Here is a 17078-nt window from a genome sequence, read left to right on the forward strand (position 1 = left end):
CCGCTCCCACAGGTACAGCACAGATTCCAAGACCTGTGCTTTACCTGTGGGAGCGGGCGTGCCCGCGAAGCAGGCGACTCAATAGCCGACAGTGAAACGCTGCCGCGAATGCGCCGGTTTTTCCAGTTCATCGAGCATGGCAATCGCGTAATCGGCAAAGGTGATCCAGCTCTTGCCATCCGCGCCGATCAACAGATGATCCTTGCCCAGCTTGTAATGCCCGCTGCGCTCACCTTCAACGAACTCCGCCGACGGCGACAGGAAGGTCCAGTCCAGGTTCGGCTCCCGTTGCAACGCTTCCAGGAAACGCACTCCGGCAGTGGCATCGGCCTTGTATGCCTCGGGGAAGTCCGGGCTGTCGATCACCCGATGCCCAGACGGCAGCAACAGGCTGCCGGCCCCCCCCACCACCAGCAGGCGCCTGACCCCGGCCCGTTTGACTGGCTCGATGATGGCGTGTGGCTCGATGGTCGAGAAATGCGCCGCACTCAGCACCGCATCCACACCCGCGACCGCCGCTTGCAGGGCTGCGCTGTCCTTGGCATCCAGCGCCTTGACGGTCACCCCCTCCCGCCCCTGCAACCGCGACGGGTCGCGGGCGATGGCCAGCACACTGTGGCCACGGCGCAGGGCCTCTTCCAGCAACTGGCTGCCAGCGCGGCCAGTGGCACCGATGATTGCAATCTTGCTCATGGGATACTCTCCATCAGTTGAACGGAACTACCACTTCATCTCGCCCTTGGCGACCTTGGCCCCCAGCTCCAGCGAGCTTTCATCGGCCAGGCTCGGGTAACGTCGCTTCATCGCCGCGATCAACGCACCGGCGTCTTTCGCCTGGGCGGTCTCGGCATCGAAGTCACGAATGTAGTTCGCCGTGAAATGCACGGCCTCCAGCGATCGACTGCTGTCTTCCAGGTAATGCCCGGGGATGACCGTGCGCGGCGCCAGCGCTTCGATGTGCGCCAGGGTGCCGAGCCAGTCGGCGTGGGACTTGGCCGTTTGCGTGTCGGCCATCCACACATGAATGTTCTCCGACACCACCACGCCACCGACCACCGCCTTGATCGACGGGATCCACACAAAACTGCGGTCAGGTTGCGAGCCGTCGAGGCCGACCACCTCGAGGTCCTGCCCTTCCAGCGTCAGGCGGTTGCCTTCGAGCACCTGTGGCAGCACCAGCCGCGCCGGCTTGTCCGCGCCCATCTGCGGGCCCCAGTAGGCCAGCTTGGCATCCTTGGTCTGGCGGATATGGGCAACCGTGGCGGCCGACGCCAGCACCTTGGCGTCCGGGAAGGCCTGGGTCAGGGTATCCAGGCCGAAGTAGTAGTCCGGGTCGCCATGGCTGATGTAGATAGTGGTCAGCTGCTTGCCGCCTGCCCGCAGGCGCTGCACCAGCTGCTCGGCCTGGGCCTTGCCGAACTGGGCATCGACGAGGATGGCGTCGTGCTCGCCGCTGACGATCACCGAACTGACCGGGAAGATCGCCTCGTGCCCGGGGTTGTAAACCTCCAGCCGCAAGGGGTCGGCAGCCAGCGCCGGGCCGGCCAGGGTCACACAGGCCAGCAGCAGGCCACGCAAGGGAGTGAAAAGAGACATCGCAAACGCCCGTCAGATGAACAATGCCCAACAGCTTAGTTGCCCAATCCGTGACAAAAAATGCGATGCTCGAACATAGTTTGTTTCTGAAACCGGGCAAATCATGGACCGTCTCAACGCCATGCGCGTTTTCGTCACCGTCGTCGACCTGGGCAGCCAGTCGGCGGCGGCGGATCATCTGCAACTGTCGCGGCCAGTGGTATCGCGCTACCTGGCAGAGCTGGAAGACTGGGTTGGCGCACGGCTGATGCAGCGCACCACACGCAAGCTCAGCCTCACCGCCGCCGGCCAGGAAACCCTGCCCCGCTGCCGGCAATTGCTGGAATTGGCTGGCGACCTGCAGGCCGCGGTGCAGCAGCCGGATGACGCGCCCAAGGGCGCGCTGCGCATCAGCGTCAGCACCTCCTTCGGCCAGGCCCAACTGGTGGATGCTGTGGCCGCTTACGTCCAACGCTACCCCGGGGTGAAGGTGGAACTACAGATGCTCGATCGCACGGTCAACCTGGTGGACGAGCGCATCGACCTGGCCATCCGCACCAGCAATGACCTGGACCCCAACCTTATCGCCCGGCGCCTGAGCGTATGCCGCTCGGCAGTGTGTGCGGCACCGGCCTACCTGCGCGAGCACGGCACGCCGCAACGGGTCGAGGAACTGAGCCGGCACAACTGCCTGACACATGCCTACTTCGGCCACAGCCTGTGGCATTTCGAGGTAGCCGGCCAGCAAGTCGCCGTGCCAGTGGCGGGGAACATCAGTGCCAACGAGGCGATGACACTGCAGAAGGCGGCGCTGGCCGGCGCAGGTATCGCCATGCTGCCGACCTACCAGGCCGCGCAGGCCCTGCGCCGGGGTGAACTGGTGCGCCTGCTGCCCGAAGCCAGCCCGCGCGAGCTGAACCTGAATGCGGTGTACACCTCACGCAAGCACATGCCGGCGACCTTGCGCAGCATGCTGGATTTTCTTGTGCAGTGGTTCAAGGACGAACCGGAGTGGGATCAGGACTTGTAAAGCCGCTCCTACAGGAATGGCATTGTCACTCCTCGACGCTCATGTACTCCTTGGCCCAGCGGATGTAGTCCTCGGGCTGGGTGTAGGTGTGCGAGAGTTCGGTGGCGCTGAGGTTTTCCGACTTGTTCTGCTGGCCGCGCTGCAGCCGCAGGCAATCGTAGGTGGCCTTGATCGCGGCAAAGTAGGCCGCGTGACCATCGACCACGATGCGCACGCCCAGGCGTGCCAGGCGCTCGTCGTCACGCAGGTTCGGGTTGCCGTAGGTCACCAGCATCAATGGCACCGTCAAGTGCTCGGCAATCTGCTCGAGTTGCTCGAAGTCCTTCACCCCCACCATGCAGATGCCATCGGCTCCGGCCTTCTGGTAGCTCTGGGTACGCACGATGATTTCTTCGGTGGTGAGCACGCCAGCGTTGGTCCGGGCAATGATCGACAGCGACGAATCGACCCGTGCCTCCAACGCCGCACGGATCTTGCCGACGCCCTCTTCAACCGGGATCAAGTCGGTGGACTTGCGCCCGAACTGGGCAGGTAGCAGGGTGTCCTCGATGGTCAGCGCAGCCACGCCGGCGCGCTCCAGTTCGATGACCGTGCGCATGACGTTCAGCGCGTTGCCATAGCCGTGGTCGGCGTCAGCCAGCACCGGCAGTTGTGCCACGCGACCAATACGGGTGGCCTGCTCGACGAACTCGCTGAGGGTGATCAGGGCGAAGTCCGGTGCAGCCAGTACCTGCAGCGAAGCGACGGAGCCACCGAGGATGCCGACCTCGAAGCCCAGGTCTGCGGCAATGCGTGCCGACATCGGGTCGAACACCGATGCGGTGTGATAACAGGAACCTGAAGCGAGCAGCTCGCGGAAGGCAAAACGCAGATCTTGATGGGAAGCCTTGGGCATGATCACTCCGCAAAATAAGTTGAAATTCGAACGGTAACTACCGACCCCTGTAATCGGGTCTACCTGGCCTGTTCCAACCGTCGCCATCTGGGCGGTCATGCTCGACATGCAGGCAGAGGAATAAAAGGTGTGGGAGACAGCGGCGCAAAAACCTGCGGCATAATGTTGCACCAAGCTGGTGCAAACCCCCGATTTTCGGCCTCTGTGGCATACCAACGATATCACGCAGCCATGCAGCACTGAATGAATGCGCCAATGCCGATCTTGCATAGGGGATGCAGATAGTGGATAGGAAGCTACCTAACTCAGGTTACAATTTCGGGGCCCCTTCGCGGGCACGCCCGCGAAGAGGCCTCAACCGATAAACAAGGTATCCCCGTGACCGCCGCCCTGCCCCACAGGTACACCACAGCCTTCAAGCCCTGTGTTGTACCTGTGGGAGCGGGCGTGCCCGCGAAGAGGCCTCAACCGATAAACAAGGTATCCCCGTGACCGCCGCCCTGCCCCCCACCACCCTGCGCAACGTGCTCACCGCCCTGATGCTGGCGATCTTCCTCGGCGCCCTGGACCAGACCATCGTTGCCGTCTCGCTGCCGGCGATCTCGGCGCAGTTCAACGATGTCGGCCTGCTGGCCTGGGTCATCTCCGGCTACATGGTGGCGATGACCGTGGCCGTGCCGATCTACGGCAAGCTGGGCGACCTGTACGGGCGGCGCAGGATGATCCTCACCGGCATCAGCCTGTTCACCCTGGCCTCGATCGCCTGCGCCCTGGCCCAGGACATGCAGCAACTGGTGCTGGCCCGGGTACTGCAGGGCATTGGTGCCGGCGGCATGGTCTCGGTGAGCCAGGCGATCATCGGCGACTTCGTGCCCCCGCGAGAGCGCGGCCGCTACCAGGGCTATTTCAGCAGCATGTACGCGGTGGCCAGCGTCGCCGGGCCGGTGCTGGGCGGCTGGCTGACCGAATACCTGTCATGGCGCTGGGTGTTCTGGATCAACCTGCCGCTGGGGCTGGTTGCACTGTGGGCGATCCGCCGCGCCCTCGGCGGCATGCCGGCGCAGCGCCGCGAGGCGCAGGTGGACTACCTTGGCGCCGTGCTGCTGATCCTCGGCCTGGGTAGCCTGTTGCTGGGCATTACCCTGGTCGGCCAGGGCCACGCCTGGGCCGACCCGGCCGTGCTGGCCCTGTTCGCCTGCGCCGCGCTGGGCCTGATGCTGTTCATCGCCCATGAACGCCGCTGCCGGGATCCACTGCTGCCACTCGGCCTGTTCGGCAACCGCGTGGCGGTGCTGTGCTGGGGCGTGATCTTCTTCGCCAGCTTCCAGTCGATCTCCCTGACCATGCTCATGCCGTTGCGCTACCAGGGCATCACCGGTGCCGGCGCCGACAGTGCTGCCCTGCACCTCCTGCCGCTGGTGATGGGGCTGCCCATGGGTGCCTTCACCGGCGGGCGCATGACCAGCCTGACCGGGCGCTACAAGCCGCAGATCCTGGCCGGCGCACTGCTGATGCCACTGGCCATTTTCGCCATGGCGCTGACCCCGCCGCAGTCGGTCTTGCTCAGTGCACTGTTCATGCTGCTGACCGGCATCGCTTGCGGGCTGCAGTTCCCGACCTCGCTGGTAGGCACGCAAAGCGCGGTGGACAGCAAGGACATCGGCGTGGCCACCAGCACCACCAACCTGTTCCGCTCGCTGGGCGGGGCCATGGGAGTGGCGTGCATGTCCAGCATGCTGCTGGCGCTGCTGCACCAGGGCGGGTTCGAGTCGCTGGGTAATCCGTTGCTGGGGAGCCTGAAGGCCGGTGAAGTGGACCTGGTGACACAGGGGCGGTTGCTCGAGACGTTCCGGCAGTTGTTGATGGGGAGTGCCGGGGTAGCCGTGCTGGGACTGTTTGCAGCGTTTGCATTGCCCGACCGGCAACTGCGCGGACGCTAGAAGCTACGCGATCTCTGTGGGAGCGGCCTTGTGTCGCGAAAGGGCCGCGACGCGGCCCCAGGATTTCAGCAGTGATGCACAAATTGCCGGGGCTGCTGCGCAGCCCTATCGCGACACAAGGCCGCTCCCACAGGATCTGTGATTTGTTCAAGGTCATCCGGAAGCATTAATCCCCCCTTAACACAAAGGGGTAACACTCCCTCACAATCCTTAACAAAGTGTCATTTGCGCAGAGCCGGGCTCAAGCGCAGCATATCCAGCCCGGTGTCGACCCATTTTTCGACATCCTTCAACAAATCGACACTGTCAGGCAGCAACAGCCAGCGCCCGATCAGGCCATCGACATAGGCGAACATGGCCACCGCCGCGCGCTCGACATCAAGCTCGCCTGGCAACTGGCCCCGGCGCACGGCATTGGCCAACGCCAGGGTGATGCCCTTGTGGCAATCCAGCACAGCAGCCTGGCGCTGCTGGCGAATTTCACACATGTCATCGGTGAACTCGCACTTGTGATGCAGGATTTCGTTGATACGCCTGGTTCGGGCATCGAGCACCAGCTCGTTGAACACTTGCAGCAACAGCTTGCGCATGCAGCCAAGCGGGTCCACTTCGTCCTCGCTTTCGCTCGCCCGCGCCAGGTGGTCATGGGTTTCATGCAGGCTGTCGAGCAACGCCTGCACCAACTCGGCCTTGTTGTTGAAATGCCAGTAGATCGCTCCTCGCGTCACACCCGCCAGTTCGGCGATGTCGGCCAGGGTGGTTCGCGCAACCCCGCGCTTGTAGAAGGCCTTTTCCGCCGCCTCGATGATCTGGGCGCGGGTTTCCTGGGCTTCTTCTTTGGTTCGACGGACCATGGCAGTACAAACCTCATCTGCCCCGAACGCGCGGCGCGTGCGGGGAACACTCCGGGGGCACCTCTGCAGGGCGCCTCGCGGGGGAGCTAATCAAGAGCTGTGGCAGTACCCGAGTACAACCCAGCGGTATTTACAAACAACCATGAATGTAAGTATATTCCTTAGCAAGCTATTTATCCACCGGATAGCAATTTTTCCAGATCAAGACTCTTCCATTACTCTTGAGCGTCTCCCAGCTCCAGCGACCCGAGGATCCTCATGCAATTCAAGCCAGCCGTTACCGCTCTGGTTTCCGCCGTCGCCCTGGCAACCCTGCTCAGTGGCTGTAAGAAAGAAGAAGCAGCGCCAGCGGCGCAGGCTCCTCAGGTCGGCGTCGTGACCATCCAGCCCCAAGCCTTCACCCTGACCTCGGAATTACCGGGGCGTACCACTGCCTACCGCGTCGCCGAAGTGCGCCCGCAGGTCAACGGCATCATCCTCAAGCGCCTGTTCAAGGAAGGCAGTGAGGTCAAGGAAGGCCAGCAGCTGTACCAGATCGACCCTGCCGTGTACGAAGCCAACCTGGCCAATGCCCAGGCCAACCTGCAGGCCACCCGCTCGCTGGCCGAGCGCTACAAGCAGCTGATCGACGAACAGGCTGTCTCCAAGCAGGAATACGACGACGCCAATGCCAAACGATTGCAGGCCGAGGCTTCGCTCAAAAGCGCGCAGATCGACCTGCGCTACACCAAGGTCCTGGCACCGATCAGCGGCCGTATCGGCCGTTCTTCGTTCACCGAAGGTGCACTGGTGAGCAATGGCCAGGCCAACGCCATGGCTACCATCCAGCAACTCGACCCGATCTACGTCGACGTAACCCAGTCCACCGCCGAACTCCTCAAGCTGCGCCGTGACCTGGAAAGCGGCCAGCTGCAAAAGGCCGGCGACAACGCCGCCTCGGTGCAGCTGGTGCTGGAAGACGGCAGCCTGTTCAAGCAGGAAGGCCGCCTGGAGTTCTCCGAAGTCGCGGTCGACGAGACCACCGGCTCGGTCACCCTGCGCGCCCTGTTCCCCAACCCCGATCACACCCTGCTGCCAGGCATGTTCGTGCATGCGCGGCTCAAGGCCGGGGTCAACGCCAACGCCATCCTGGCCCCGCAACAGGGCGTGACCCGCGACCTGAAAGGCGCGCCGACCGCGCTGGTGGTCAACCAGGAGAACAAGGTCGAACTGCGCCAGCTCAAGGCCAACCGTACCCTGGGCAGCGACTGGCTGATCGAGGAAGGCCTGAACCCGGGCGACCGCCTGATCACCGAAGGGCTGCAGTACGTGCGCCCGGGCGTCGAGGTCAAGGTCAGCGAAGCCACCAACGTCAAGAAGCCGGCCAGCCCTGTTCAGGCCAACGCGGCGAAAGCAGACGCCAAAGCGGAGTAAACCATGTCGAAGTTCTTTATCGATCGCCCGATCTTCGCCTGGGTGATCGCCTTGGTGATCATGCTGGTCGGCGCCTTGTCGATCCTGAAGCTGCCGATCAACCAGTACCCCAGCATCGCGCCGCCGGCCATCGCCATCGCCGTGACCTACCCGGGCGCCTCGGCGCAAACCGTGCAGGACACCGTGGTACAGGTGATCGAGCAGCAGCTCAACGGTATCGACAACCTGCGTTATGTGTCGTCGGAGAGTAACTCCGACGGCAGCATGACCATTACCGCCACCTTCGAGCAGGGCACTAACCCAGACACTGCGCAGGTGCAGGTGCAGAACAAGCTGAACCTGGCTACCCCGCTGCTGCCGCAGGAAGTGCAGCAGCAAGGTATCCGCGTCACCAAGGCAGTGAAGAACTTCCTGCTGGTGATCGGCCTGGTGTCCGAAGACGGCAGCATGACCAAGGACGACCTGGCCAACTACATCGTTTCCAACATGCAGGACCCGATCTCGCGTACCGCGGGTGTGGGTGACTTCCAGGTGTTCGGTGCGCAGTACGCCATGCGTATCTGGCTCGATCCGGCCAAGCTGAACAAGTTCCAGCTGACCCCGGTCGACGTCAAGACCGCCGTGGCCGCGCAGAACGTGCAGGTGTCCTCCGGCCAGCTCGGCGGCCTGCCGGCCATGCCGGGTACCCAGCTGAACGCCACCATCATCGGCAAGACCCGCCTGCAGACTGCCGAGCAGTTCGAGAAGATCCTGCTCAAGGTCAACAGCGACGGTTCGCAGGTGCGTCTGGGTGATGTCGCCCAGGTTGGCCTGGGTGGTGAAAACTATGCCGTCAGCGCCCAGTTCAACGGCAAGCCGGCCTCCGGCCTGGCAGTTAAACTGGCTACCGGTGCCAACGCCCTGGACACCGCCAAGGCCCTGCGCCAGACCATCGCCGACCTGGAACCGTTCTTCCCGCCTGGGGTGAAAGCGGTATTCCCGTATGACACCACCCCGGTGGTCACCGAATCGATCAGTGGCGTTATCCACACCCTGATCGAAGCCGTGGTCCTGGTGTTCCTGGTGATGTACCTGTTCCTGCAGAACTTCCGCGCCACCATCATCACCACCATGACCGTACCGGTTGTGTTGCTGGGTACCTTCGGCATCCTTGCCGCTGCCGGCTTCAGCATCAACACCCTGACCATGTTCGCCATGGTCCTGGCCATCGGCTTGCTGGTGGACGACGCCATCGTCGTGGTGGAGAACGTCGAGCGGGTGATGTCCGAGGAAGGCTTGCCGCCCAAGGAAGCGACCAAGCGCTCGATGGAGCAGATCCAGGGTGCCCTGGTGGGTATCGCCCTGGTGCTGTCGGCGGTACTGCTGCCCATGGCGTTCTTCGGCGGCTCCACAGGTGTGATCTACCGGCAGTTCTCCATCACCATCGTCTCGGCCATGGGCCTGTCGGTGCTGGTGGCGCTCATCTTCACCCCGGCCCTGTGCGCCACCATGCTCAAGCCGCTGAAGAAGGGCGAGCACCATGTGGCCAAGCGCGGCTTCTTTGGCTGGTTCAACCGCAACTTCGACCGCAGCGTAACCGGCTACGAGCGCAGCGTGGGCACCATCCTGCGCAACAAGGTACCGTTCCTGCTGGCCTACGCGCTGATCGTGGTCGGCATGATCTGGCTGTTCGCCCGCATCCCTACCGCATTCCTGCCGGAAGAAGACCAGGGCGTATTGTTCGCCCAGGTACAGACCCCGGCCGGCTCCAGTGCCGAGCGCACCCAGGTGGTGGTCGACCAGATGCGTGAGTACCTGCTCAGCGAAGAGGCCGACACCGTGGCTTCGGTGTTCACCGTCAACGGCTTCAACTTCGCCGGCCGTGGCCAGAGCTCGGGTATGGCATTCATCATGCTCAAGCCGTGGGATGAACGCTCCAAGGAAAACAGCGTGTTCGCCCTTGCCCAGCGCGCTCAGCAGCACTTCTTCACCTTCCGCGATGCGATGGTGTTCGCCTTTGCCCCGCCTGCGGTGCTCGAACTGGGTAACGCCACCGGCTTCGACGTGTTCCTGCAGGACCGCGGCGGTGTCGGCCATACCAAGCTGATGGAAGCGCGCAACCAGTTCCTGGCCAAGGCCGCGCAGAGCAAGATCCTCAGCGCCGTGCGACCGAACGGCCTGAACGACGAGCCGCAGTACCAGCTGACCATCGATGACGAGCGTGCCAGCGCCCTGGGTGTGACCATCGCCGACATCAACAACACCCTGTCGATTGCCTTGGGTGCCAGCTACGTCAACGACTTCATCGACCGTGGCCGGGTCAAGAAGGTGTACATCCAGGGCGAGCCGAACGCGCGGATGAGCCCGGAAGACCTGCAGAAGTGGTACGTGCGCAATGGCGCCGGCGAAATGGTGCCGTTCTCCTCCTTCGCCAAGGGCGAATGGACCTACGGTTCGCCGAAGCTGTCGCGTTACAACGGCGTCGAGGCAATGGAAATCCTCGGTGCTCCGGCCCCGGGTTACAGCACCGGTGAAGCCATGGCCGAGGTCGAGCGCATTGCTGGCGAACTGCCAAGCGGCATCGGCTTCTCCTGGACCGGCATGTCCTACGAGGAAAAACTCTCCGGTTCGCAGATGCCGGCACTGTTCGCCCTCTCGGTACTGTTCGTGTTCCTGTGCCTGGCAGCCCTGTACGAAAGCTGGTCGATCCCGATCGCCGTGGTACTGGTAGTACCGCTGGGTATCATCGGTGCCCTGATCGCCACCAGCCTGCGCGGGTTGTCCAACGACGTGTACTTCCTGGTCGGCCTGTTGACCACCATCGGCCTGGCGGCGAAAAACGCCATTCTGATCGTCGAGTTCGCCAAGGAACTGCACGAGCAAGGCCGCAGCCTGTACGACGCGGCGATCGAGGCGTGCCGCATGCGTCTGCGCCCGATCATCATGACCTCGCTGGCGTTCATCCTCGGCGTGGTACCGTTGACTATCGCCAGCGGCGCCGGCGCCGGCAGCCAGCATGCCATCGGTACTGGCGTGATCGGCGGCATGATCAGTGCGACCGTGCTGGCTATCTTCTGGGTACCACTGTTCTTCGTCGCAGTGTCGTCACTGTTCGGCAGCAAAGAGCCGGAAAAAGACGTCACCCCTGAAACTCCACGTTATGAGGCTGGGCAATGACCAAGTCTTTGTTGTCCCTGGCAGTAACCGCTTTCATTCTTGGCGGCTGCTCGCTGATCCCTGACTACCAGACCCCGGAATCGCCGGTGGCTGCGCAGTGGCCGCAAGGCCCGGCTTACTCGCCGACGCAGTCGGCGGAGGTTGCCGCCGCCGAACAGGGCTGGCGTCAGTTCTTCCACGACCCGGCCCTGCAGCAGCTGATCCAGACCGCGCTGGTGAACAACCGCGACCTGCGCGTTGCCGCGTTGAACATCGACGCCTACCGTGCGCAGTACCGCATCCAGCGTGCCGACCTGTTCCCTGCGGTTTCGGCCAACGGTAGCGGCAGCCGCCAGCGCGTACCGGCGAACATGTCGCAGACGGGCGAAGCGGGCATCACCAGCCAGTACTCGGCCACCCTGGGCGTCAGCGCCTATGAGCTGGACCTGTTCGGCCGCGTGCGCAGCCTGACCGAGCAGGCCCTGGAAACCTACCTGTCCAGCGAACAGGCGCGTCGCTCCACGCAGATCAGCCTGGTGGCCAGCGTGGCCAACGCCTACTACACCTGGCAGGCCGACCAGGCGCTGTTCAAGCTGACCGAAGAAACGCTGAAGACCTACGAGGAAAGCTACAACCTCACCCGTCGCAGCAACGAAGTCGGCGTAGCCTCGGCGCTGGACGTCAGCCAGGCGCGTACCGCCGTGGAAGGCGCCCGGGTCAAGTACTCGCAGTACCAGCGCCTGGTCGCCCAGGACGTCAACAGCCTGACCGTGCTGCTGGGCACCGGCATTCCCGCCGACCTGGCCAAGCCGCTGGAGCTCAATGCCGACCAACTGGCCGAAGTACCGGCCGGCCTGCCGTCGGACATCCTCCAGCGTCGCCCGGACATCCAGGAAGCCGAGCACCTGCTCAAGGCCGCCAATGCCAACATTGGTGCAGCCCGCGCAGCGTTCTTCCCGAGCATCAGCCTGACTGCCAATGCCGGCAGCCTGAGCCCCGACATGGGCCATCTGTTCTCGGGCGGCCAGGGCACCTGGCTGTTCCAGCCGCAGATCAACCTGCCGATCTTCAACGCCGGCAGCCTGAAGGCCAGCCTGGACTACTCGAAGATTCAGAAGGACATCAACGTCGCCAAGTACGAAAAGACCATCCAGACCGCTTTCCAGGAAGTCTCCGATGGCCTGGCGGCGCGCAAGACCTTCGAAGAGCAGCTGCAGGCGCAACGCGACCTGGTGCAGGCGAACCAGGACTACTACCGCCTGGCTGAGCGCCGCTATCGCATCGGTATCGACAGCAACCTGACCTTCCTCGACGCCCAGCGCAACCTGTTCAGCGCCCAGCAGGCACTGATCGGCGACCGCTTGTCGCAGCTGACCAGCGAGGTCAACCTGTACAAGGCGCTTGGCGGTGGCTGGTACGAGCAGACCGGGCAGGCCAACAACCAGCAGGCTGCGGTGGAAGCACCGAAGAGCTGATTGAAGCTGTCAAAGCATCAAGCCCTCCCTCGCGGTGGGCTTTTTGTTTTGTGTTGCCTGGACCGGCCTCTTCGCGGGCTCGCCCGCTCCCACAGGGCCACCACAGTTTCCGAGGCTGGGATGATCCTGTGGGAGCGGGCAAGCCCGCGAAGAGGCCAGCACAGGAAAAACAATTAACCAACCAGAACATTCCGTTCGATTATCGCCCGCTTCCGCTTGTGGCGAATTGCCTCACCCCAGCCATACCCCGCACCATCCTCCCACGCAACGTTGCCCCGGTTCATCCCAAAAGACCCGCACCTGCAGGCCGCATCCTGCAACGTACCGGCTCGCCCATAAAAACAAGAGATCCACGACAGATGAGCACTTTGCTACCCGCACGCCAGCTGCTGCCCGGCCTGTTGGCCATGTCCTGCGCACTCCCCGTGTTCGCCGCCGACCAAGGTGGTTTCCTGGAGGACGCGAAGGCCACCCTCAACCTGCGAAACTTCTACATCAACCGCAACTTCGTCGACCCGGCCCACCCGCAGGCCAAGGCCGAAGAGTGGACGCAGAGCTTCATCCTCGACGCCCGCTCCGGCTTTACCCAGGGCACCATCGGTTTCGGCGTGGACGTACTGGGCCTGTATTCGGTCAAGCTCGATGGCGGCAAAGGCACCACCAATACTCACCTGCTACCGGTGCACGACGATGGCCGCCCCGCCGATGACTTCGGCCGCCTGGGCGTGGCACTGAAAGCCAAGCTGTCCGAAACCGAGCTGAAAGTGGGTGAATGGATGCCGGTACTGCCGATCCTGCGCTCGGACGATGGCCGCTCGCTGCCGCAGACCTTCCGCGGCGGCCAGCTGACCTCGAAGGAAATCGCCGGCCTGACCCTGTACGCCGGCCAGTTCCGCGGCAACAGCCCGCGCAACGACGCCAGCATGGAAGACATGTCGATGAACGGCAAGGCAGCGTTCACCTCCGACCGTTTCAACTTTGGCGGCGGCGAATACACCTTCAACGACAAGCGCACCATGATCGGCCTGTGGAATGCCCAGCTCAAGGACATCTACCGCCAGCAGTACCTCAACCTGGTGCACAGCCAGCCCTTGGGCGACTGGACCCTGGGCGCCAACCTGGGCTACTTCATCGGCAAGGAAGACGGCGCCGAACGCGCCGGCGAACTGGACAACCGCACGGCCTCGGCCATGCTCTCCGCGCGCTATCAGGGCCACACCTTCTACGTCGGCCTGCAGAAAGTCAGCGGCGACGACGCCTGGATGCGGGTGAACGGCACCAGTGGCGGCACCCTGGCAAACGACAGCTACAACTCCAGCTTCGACAACGCCAAGGAGCGCTCCTGGCAGGTGCGCCATGACTTCAACTTTGCCACCGTTGGCGTGCCAGGCCTGACCCTGATGAACCGCTACATCAAGGGTGACAACGTCACCGCAGGCGGCGTGGACGATGGCAAGGAATGGGCGCGGGAAACCGAGTTGGCCTATGTGGTGCAGTCGGGCAGCTTCAAGGACCTGTCGGTGAAGTGGCGCAACTCCACCATGCGCCGGGACTTCAGCACCAACTCGTTCGATGAGAACCGGTTGATCCTGAGTTACCCGCTGAATCTCCTCTGAATTCTTCGCGGGACCGCACCAGCCTTGAAACCTGTGCGGTCCCTGTGGGAGCGGGCATGCCCGCGAAGAGGCCAGAAGCTACAACAAATAACCCTAAGCTATAAACAAATCAATAAACCTTCTTTGACGACATATGCAGCAACCGCTTGAATAGGCCCCTGATCCCCGCCCCAGAGCCATGACATGGACCTCCGTCAGCTGCGCTACTTCATCGCCCTCACCGAATACCGCAGCTTCGTCCGTGCCGCCGAGGCCATTGGCATCACCCAACCCGCCTTCAGCCGTGCCATCCAGAGCCTGGAACACAGCTTCGGCTGCCCACTGGTCGACCGCGCCAGCAAAGCCCTGCCGCCCACCCCCGAAGGCCTGGTGGTGCTGCAACATGCCCGGCGCCTGGTACAAGGTGCCGCGCAGCTGAGCAACGAAGTGCTGCAGATGACCAAGCTCGACGCCGGCGAACTGCATTTCGGCAGCGGCCCGGCGCTGGCCGTGCGCCTGGTGCCCGAAGCCCTGCGCCACTTTCTCGAACGCCACCCGGGCATCCGCACCTCACTGCTGGTGGACAACGCCGAACGCCTCGGCCAGGCCCTGCGCCGCGAGCAGATCGAATTTTTCGTCGACGATATCCGACCGTTCGAAGCCGATCCCAACTTTCACACCGAGCCCCTTTCAACGCGCCCCGGCCTGTTCTTCTGCCGCCCGGGGCACCCATTGCTGGCCAAGGACAGCCTGTCGACCAACGACCTGTTCAGCTACCCGCTGGCCAGCGCCCTGCTCGCCCCCGGTGTGCGCAAGCGCCTGGCCAACCTGAGCGGGCGCAGCGATTTCACCCCGCACCTGCAAACCGAGCACCTGGCCGTGCTGCGCAGTGTGGTGCAGGCCAGCGATGCCATCGGCACCGCCAGCGAGGAAGCAGTTGCCGAAGACCTGGCCAGCGGCCGGCTGGTGCGCCTGCACTGGCGCAACCTGCCACCGGCGCTGGAAGTGCTGAGTGTGCGCTGTGGCGTGGTCAGCCGCAGCGGTTACCGGCTGTCGCCGGCGGCGCGAGCGATGATCGAGACGCTGGTGGGGCTGGATATGCCAGTGCGGGCTGCTGCCATTCGCTGAGCTGATGATGGTGGTGGCTGCGGGCTATCCTGATCACTATCCGGTCACAGGTTGCCTGTACTGGCCTCTTCGCGGGCTCGCCCGCTCCCACAGGTAATCCACCTGGTTTGAAAACTGTGGTGATCCTGTGGGAGCGGGCAAGCCCACGAAGAGGCCGGTTCAGGCAAAACAAAGCTGAACAGGGAGGCACAACAATGAAAACCCTCGTCGACCACCTGAGCCAATACGCCAGCTACCACCGCGACCCACGCAACATCGCCACCCACTTCGTCGGCATCCCGATGATCGTGCTGGCGGTCACCATTCTGTTGTCGCGCCCTGGCTGGGAGGTAGCGGGCATGTGGCTGTCCCCTGCCCTGCCTGCGGCGGCGGCCTCGGTCTGGTTCTACCTTCGCCTGGACCTGCGCTTCGGCCTGGTGATGGGGTTGTTGCTTGGGCTATGCCTATGGGTCGGCCAGGTGCTGGCGATGCAGACGACAGCGCTGTGGCTCGGCACCGGGCTGGGAGCGTTCGTGGTGGGCTGGATCATCCAGTTCGTCGGCCATTACTACGAAGGCCGCAAACCGGCGTTTGTCGACGATGTCAGCGGATTGATCATCGGGCCGTTGTTCGTGGTGGCAGAAGCGGCATTCATGCTCGGCCTGTGCCCAGCCCTGAAGCAGGCTGTGGAAAGCAAAGCCGGCCCGGTGGCCATGCGGCAGAAGAATGCGGCCATGTAAACATTCCATGGCCCTATCGCCGGCAAGCCAGCTCCCACAGGGACTGCACTGCCCTCAAGCCTGATGCAATCCCAGTGGGAGCTGGCTTGCCGGCGATAGGGCCGGTACAGGCATTACTGCTGTCGCGACTCCACACCCAGCTCATCCCACACCGACTCAGCCATGTGGAAGGTGGCATTGGCCGCCGGAATGCCGCAATAGATCGCGCTCTGCATCAGCACTTCCTTGATTTCGTCGCGGGTCACGCCGTTGTTGGCCGCCGCGCGCAGGTGCAGCTTCAGCTCGTCGTTGCGGTTCATGCCAATCAGCATGGCGATGGTGATCAGGCTACGGGTATGGCGCGGCAGGCCCGGGCGGGTCCAGATGTCACCCCAGGCGTGGCGGGTGATCATCTCCTGGAACTCGCCGTTGAATTCGTTGAGCTTCTCCAGGCTGCGGTCCACGTGGGCATCGCCAAGCACTGCGCGGCGTACTTGCATGCCGGCGTCGTAACGTTGTTTCTCGTCCATGGCGGTATCCTCAGTGAGCCAGCAGGAAGTCGAGCACACGGCGACTGAACGCCGCGCCGATCTCGACGTTGGACAGGTGCGCCGCCGGGAAGTCGACGTACTCGGCACCCGCGATACCGGCCTGCATGAAGCGGCCGTGCTCCGGAGTGGTCACCACGTCCTCGGTACCGGCAACGATCAGCGCCGGCACCTGGATACGGCCCAGTTGCTCGCGGTAATCGGCATCACGCACCGCCGCGCAGTTGCCGGCATAACCTTGCGGGCTGGTTTGCGCCAGCATCTGGCAGATGCGCTGGGCCTGCGCTGGCTGGGCCTGGGCGAAGCCTGGGGTGAACCAGCGGGCGATGGAGGCATCGCGCAGGTCGACCATGGCCTGCTGGCCGCCCTTGAGCACGGTGTCGATACGGGTGTTCCACACCTCGTCGTTGGCGATCTTGGCGGCGGTGTTGCACAGGGTCAGGCTGTGCAGGCGCTCGCCGGCGTTGATGCCCAGCCACTGGCCGATCAAGCCGCCCATCGACAGGCCGACGAAGTGCGCCTTGGCGATATCCAGGCCATCGAGCAGGGCCAGCACGTCACGGCCCAGCTGTTCGATGCTGTAGGGGCCTTCAGTGACCAGCGACCCACCGTGGCCACGGGTGTCGTAGCGCAGCACGCGCAAGTGCTGGCTCCACAGTGGTATCTGCGTGTCCCACATGCCCAGGTCGGTGCCCAGCGAGTTGGACAGGACCAGCACCGGGGCGTTTTCCGGGCCATCGATCTGGTAATTCAAAACGCCATCGGCCAGTTGCAAGTGCGCCACAGCGGTCT

At 63.6% G+C, this 17078-nt stretch carries 14 protein-coding genes; 8 read left to right on the forward strand and 6 right to left on the reverse strand.

Annotated features, from left to right (window positions below):
- Positions 1–78: 78 nt before the first annotated feature.
- Together ACLCGK_RS08385 and ACLCGK_RS08390 are read right to left on the reverse strand one after the other, a co-directional pair.
- Positions 79–693, reverse strand: coding sequence for an NAD(P)-dependent oxidoreductase (locus tag ACLCGK_RS08385; protein ID WP_410951808.1), 615 nt, complete (start codon positions 691–693; stop codon positions 79–81).
- A 27-nt stretch (positions 694–720) separates the two neighbouring features.
- Entirely contained in the window at positions 721–1596 is an 876-nt protein-coding gene (locus tag ACLCGK_RS08390; protein ID WP_410951809.1) for an MBL fold metallo-hydrolase, read from the reverse strand.
- 103 nt (positions 1597–1699) lie between these two features.
- Here ACLCGK_RS08390 and ACLCGK_RS08395 point away from each other — a divergent pair, with 103 nt between their 5' ends.
- Positions 1700–2605 carry a LysR family transcriptional regulator gene (locus tag ACLCGK_RS08395; protein WP_410951810.1) on the forward strand — a complete coding sequence of 302 codons (906 nt, stop codon included), beginning with the start codon at positions 1700–1702 and terminating at the stop codon, positions 2603–2605.
- Between the two features lie 25 nt (positions 2606–2630).
- Here the strand turns inward: ACLCGK_RS08395 and ACLCGK_RS08400 are convergent, their stop codons facing one another.
- A complete protein-coding gene (locus ACLCGK_RS08400) occupies positions 2631–3500 on the reverse strand; it encodes an oxaloacetate decarboxylase (RefSeq protein ID WP_003259571.1) in 870 nt (289 codons plus the stop codon).
- Between the two features lie 488 nt (positions 3501–3988).
- On the opposite strand from ACLCGK_RS08400, the gene ACLCGK_RS08405 reads away from it, so the two are divergent.
- Complete coding sequence (locus ACLCGK_RS08405; protein ID WP_410951811.1) at positions 3989–5440, forward strand: MDR family MFS transporter; 1452 nt, start codon at positions 3989–3991, stop codon at positions 5438–5440.
- Positions 5441–5661: 221 nt separating this feature from the next.
- On the opposite strand, the gene ttgR is transcribed toward ACLCGK_RS08405, so the two are convergent.
- A complete protein-coding gene (gene ttgR, locus ACLCGK_RS08410) occupies positions 5662–6294 on the reverse strand; it encodes an efflux transport transcriptional regulator TtgR (protein WP_013974034.1) in 633 nt (210 codons plus the stop codon).
- A 258-nt stretch (positions 6295–6552) separates the two neighbouring features.
- Here ttgR and ttgA point away from each other — a divergent pair, with 258 nt between their 5' ends.
- From ttgA to ACLCGK_RS08440, 6 genes are all read left to right on the forward strand, one after another.
- A complete protein-coding gene (gene ttgA, locus ACLCGK_RS08415; RefSeq protein ID WP_013974035.1) occupies positions 6553–7707 on the forward strand; it encodes a toluene efflux RND transporter periplasmic adaptor subunit TtgA in 1155 nt (384 codons plus the stop codon).
- Positions 7708–7710: 3 nt separating this feature from the next.
- Positions 7711–10863 carry a multidrug efflux RND transporter permease subunit TtgB gene (ttgB, locus tag ACLCGK_RS08420; RefSeq protein WP_015271645.1) on the forward strand — a complete coding sequence of 1051 codons (3153 nt, stop codon included), beginning with the start codon at positions 7711–7713 and terminating at the stop codon, positions 10861–10863.
- A complete protein-coding gene (locus tag ACLCGK_RS08425) occupies positions 10860–12317 on the forward strand; it encodes an AdeC/AdeK/OprM family multidrug efflux complex outer membrane factor (protein ID WP_013974037.1) in 1458 nt (485 codons plus the stop codon). The genes ttgB and ACLCGK_RS08425 overlap by 4 nt, the downstream gene beginning before the upstream one ends.
- A 359-nt stretch (positions 12318–12676) precedes the next feature.
- A complete protein-coding gene (locus ACLCGK_RS08430; RefSeq protein ID WP_410951812.1) occupies positions 12677–13933 on the forward strand; it encodes an OprD family porin in 1257 nt (418 codons plus the stop codon).
- A 183-nt stretch (positions 13934–14116) separates the two neighbouring features.
- A complete protein-coding gene (locus tag ACLCGK_RS08435) occupies positions 14117–15040 on the forward strand; it encodes a LysR family transcriptional regulator (RefSeq protein WP_410951813.1) in 924 nt (307 codons plus the stop codon).
- A gap of 194 nt (positions 15041–15234) precedes the next feature.
- Positions 15235–15759, forward strand: coding sequence for a DUF962 domain-containing protein (locus tag ACLCGK_RS08440; protein WP_410951814.1), 525 nt, complete (start codon positions 15235–15237; stop codon positions 15757–15759).
- Between the two features lie 113 nt (positions 15760–15872).
- On the opposite strand, the gene pcaC is transcribed toward ACLCGK_RS08440, so the two are convergent.
- Positions 15873–16268, reverse strand: coding sequence for a 4-carboxymuconolactone decarboxylase (pcaC, locus tag ACLCGK_RS08445; RefSeq protein ID WP_054571991.1), 396 nt, complete (start codon positions 16266–16268; stop codon positions 15873–15875).
- Between the two features lie 10 nt (positions 16269–16278).
- Positions 16279–17070 carry a 3-oxoadipate enol-lactonase gene (pcaD, locus tag ACLCGK_RS08450; protein ID WP_410951815.1) on the reverse strand — a complete coding sequence of 264 codons (792 nt, stop codon included), beginning with the start codon at positions 17068–17070 and terminating at the stop codon, positions 16279–16281.
- Between the last annotated feature and the right edge of the window lie 8 nt (positions 17071–17078).

The organism is Pseudomonas sp. S1(2024) (assembly GCF_046557535.1).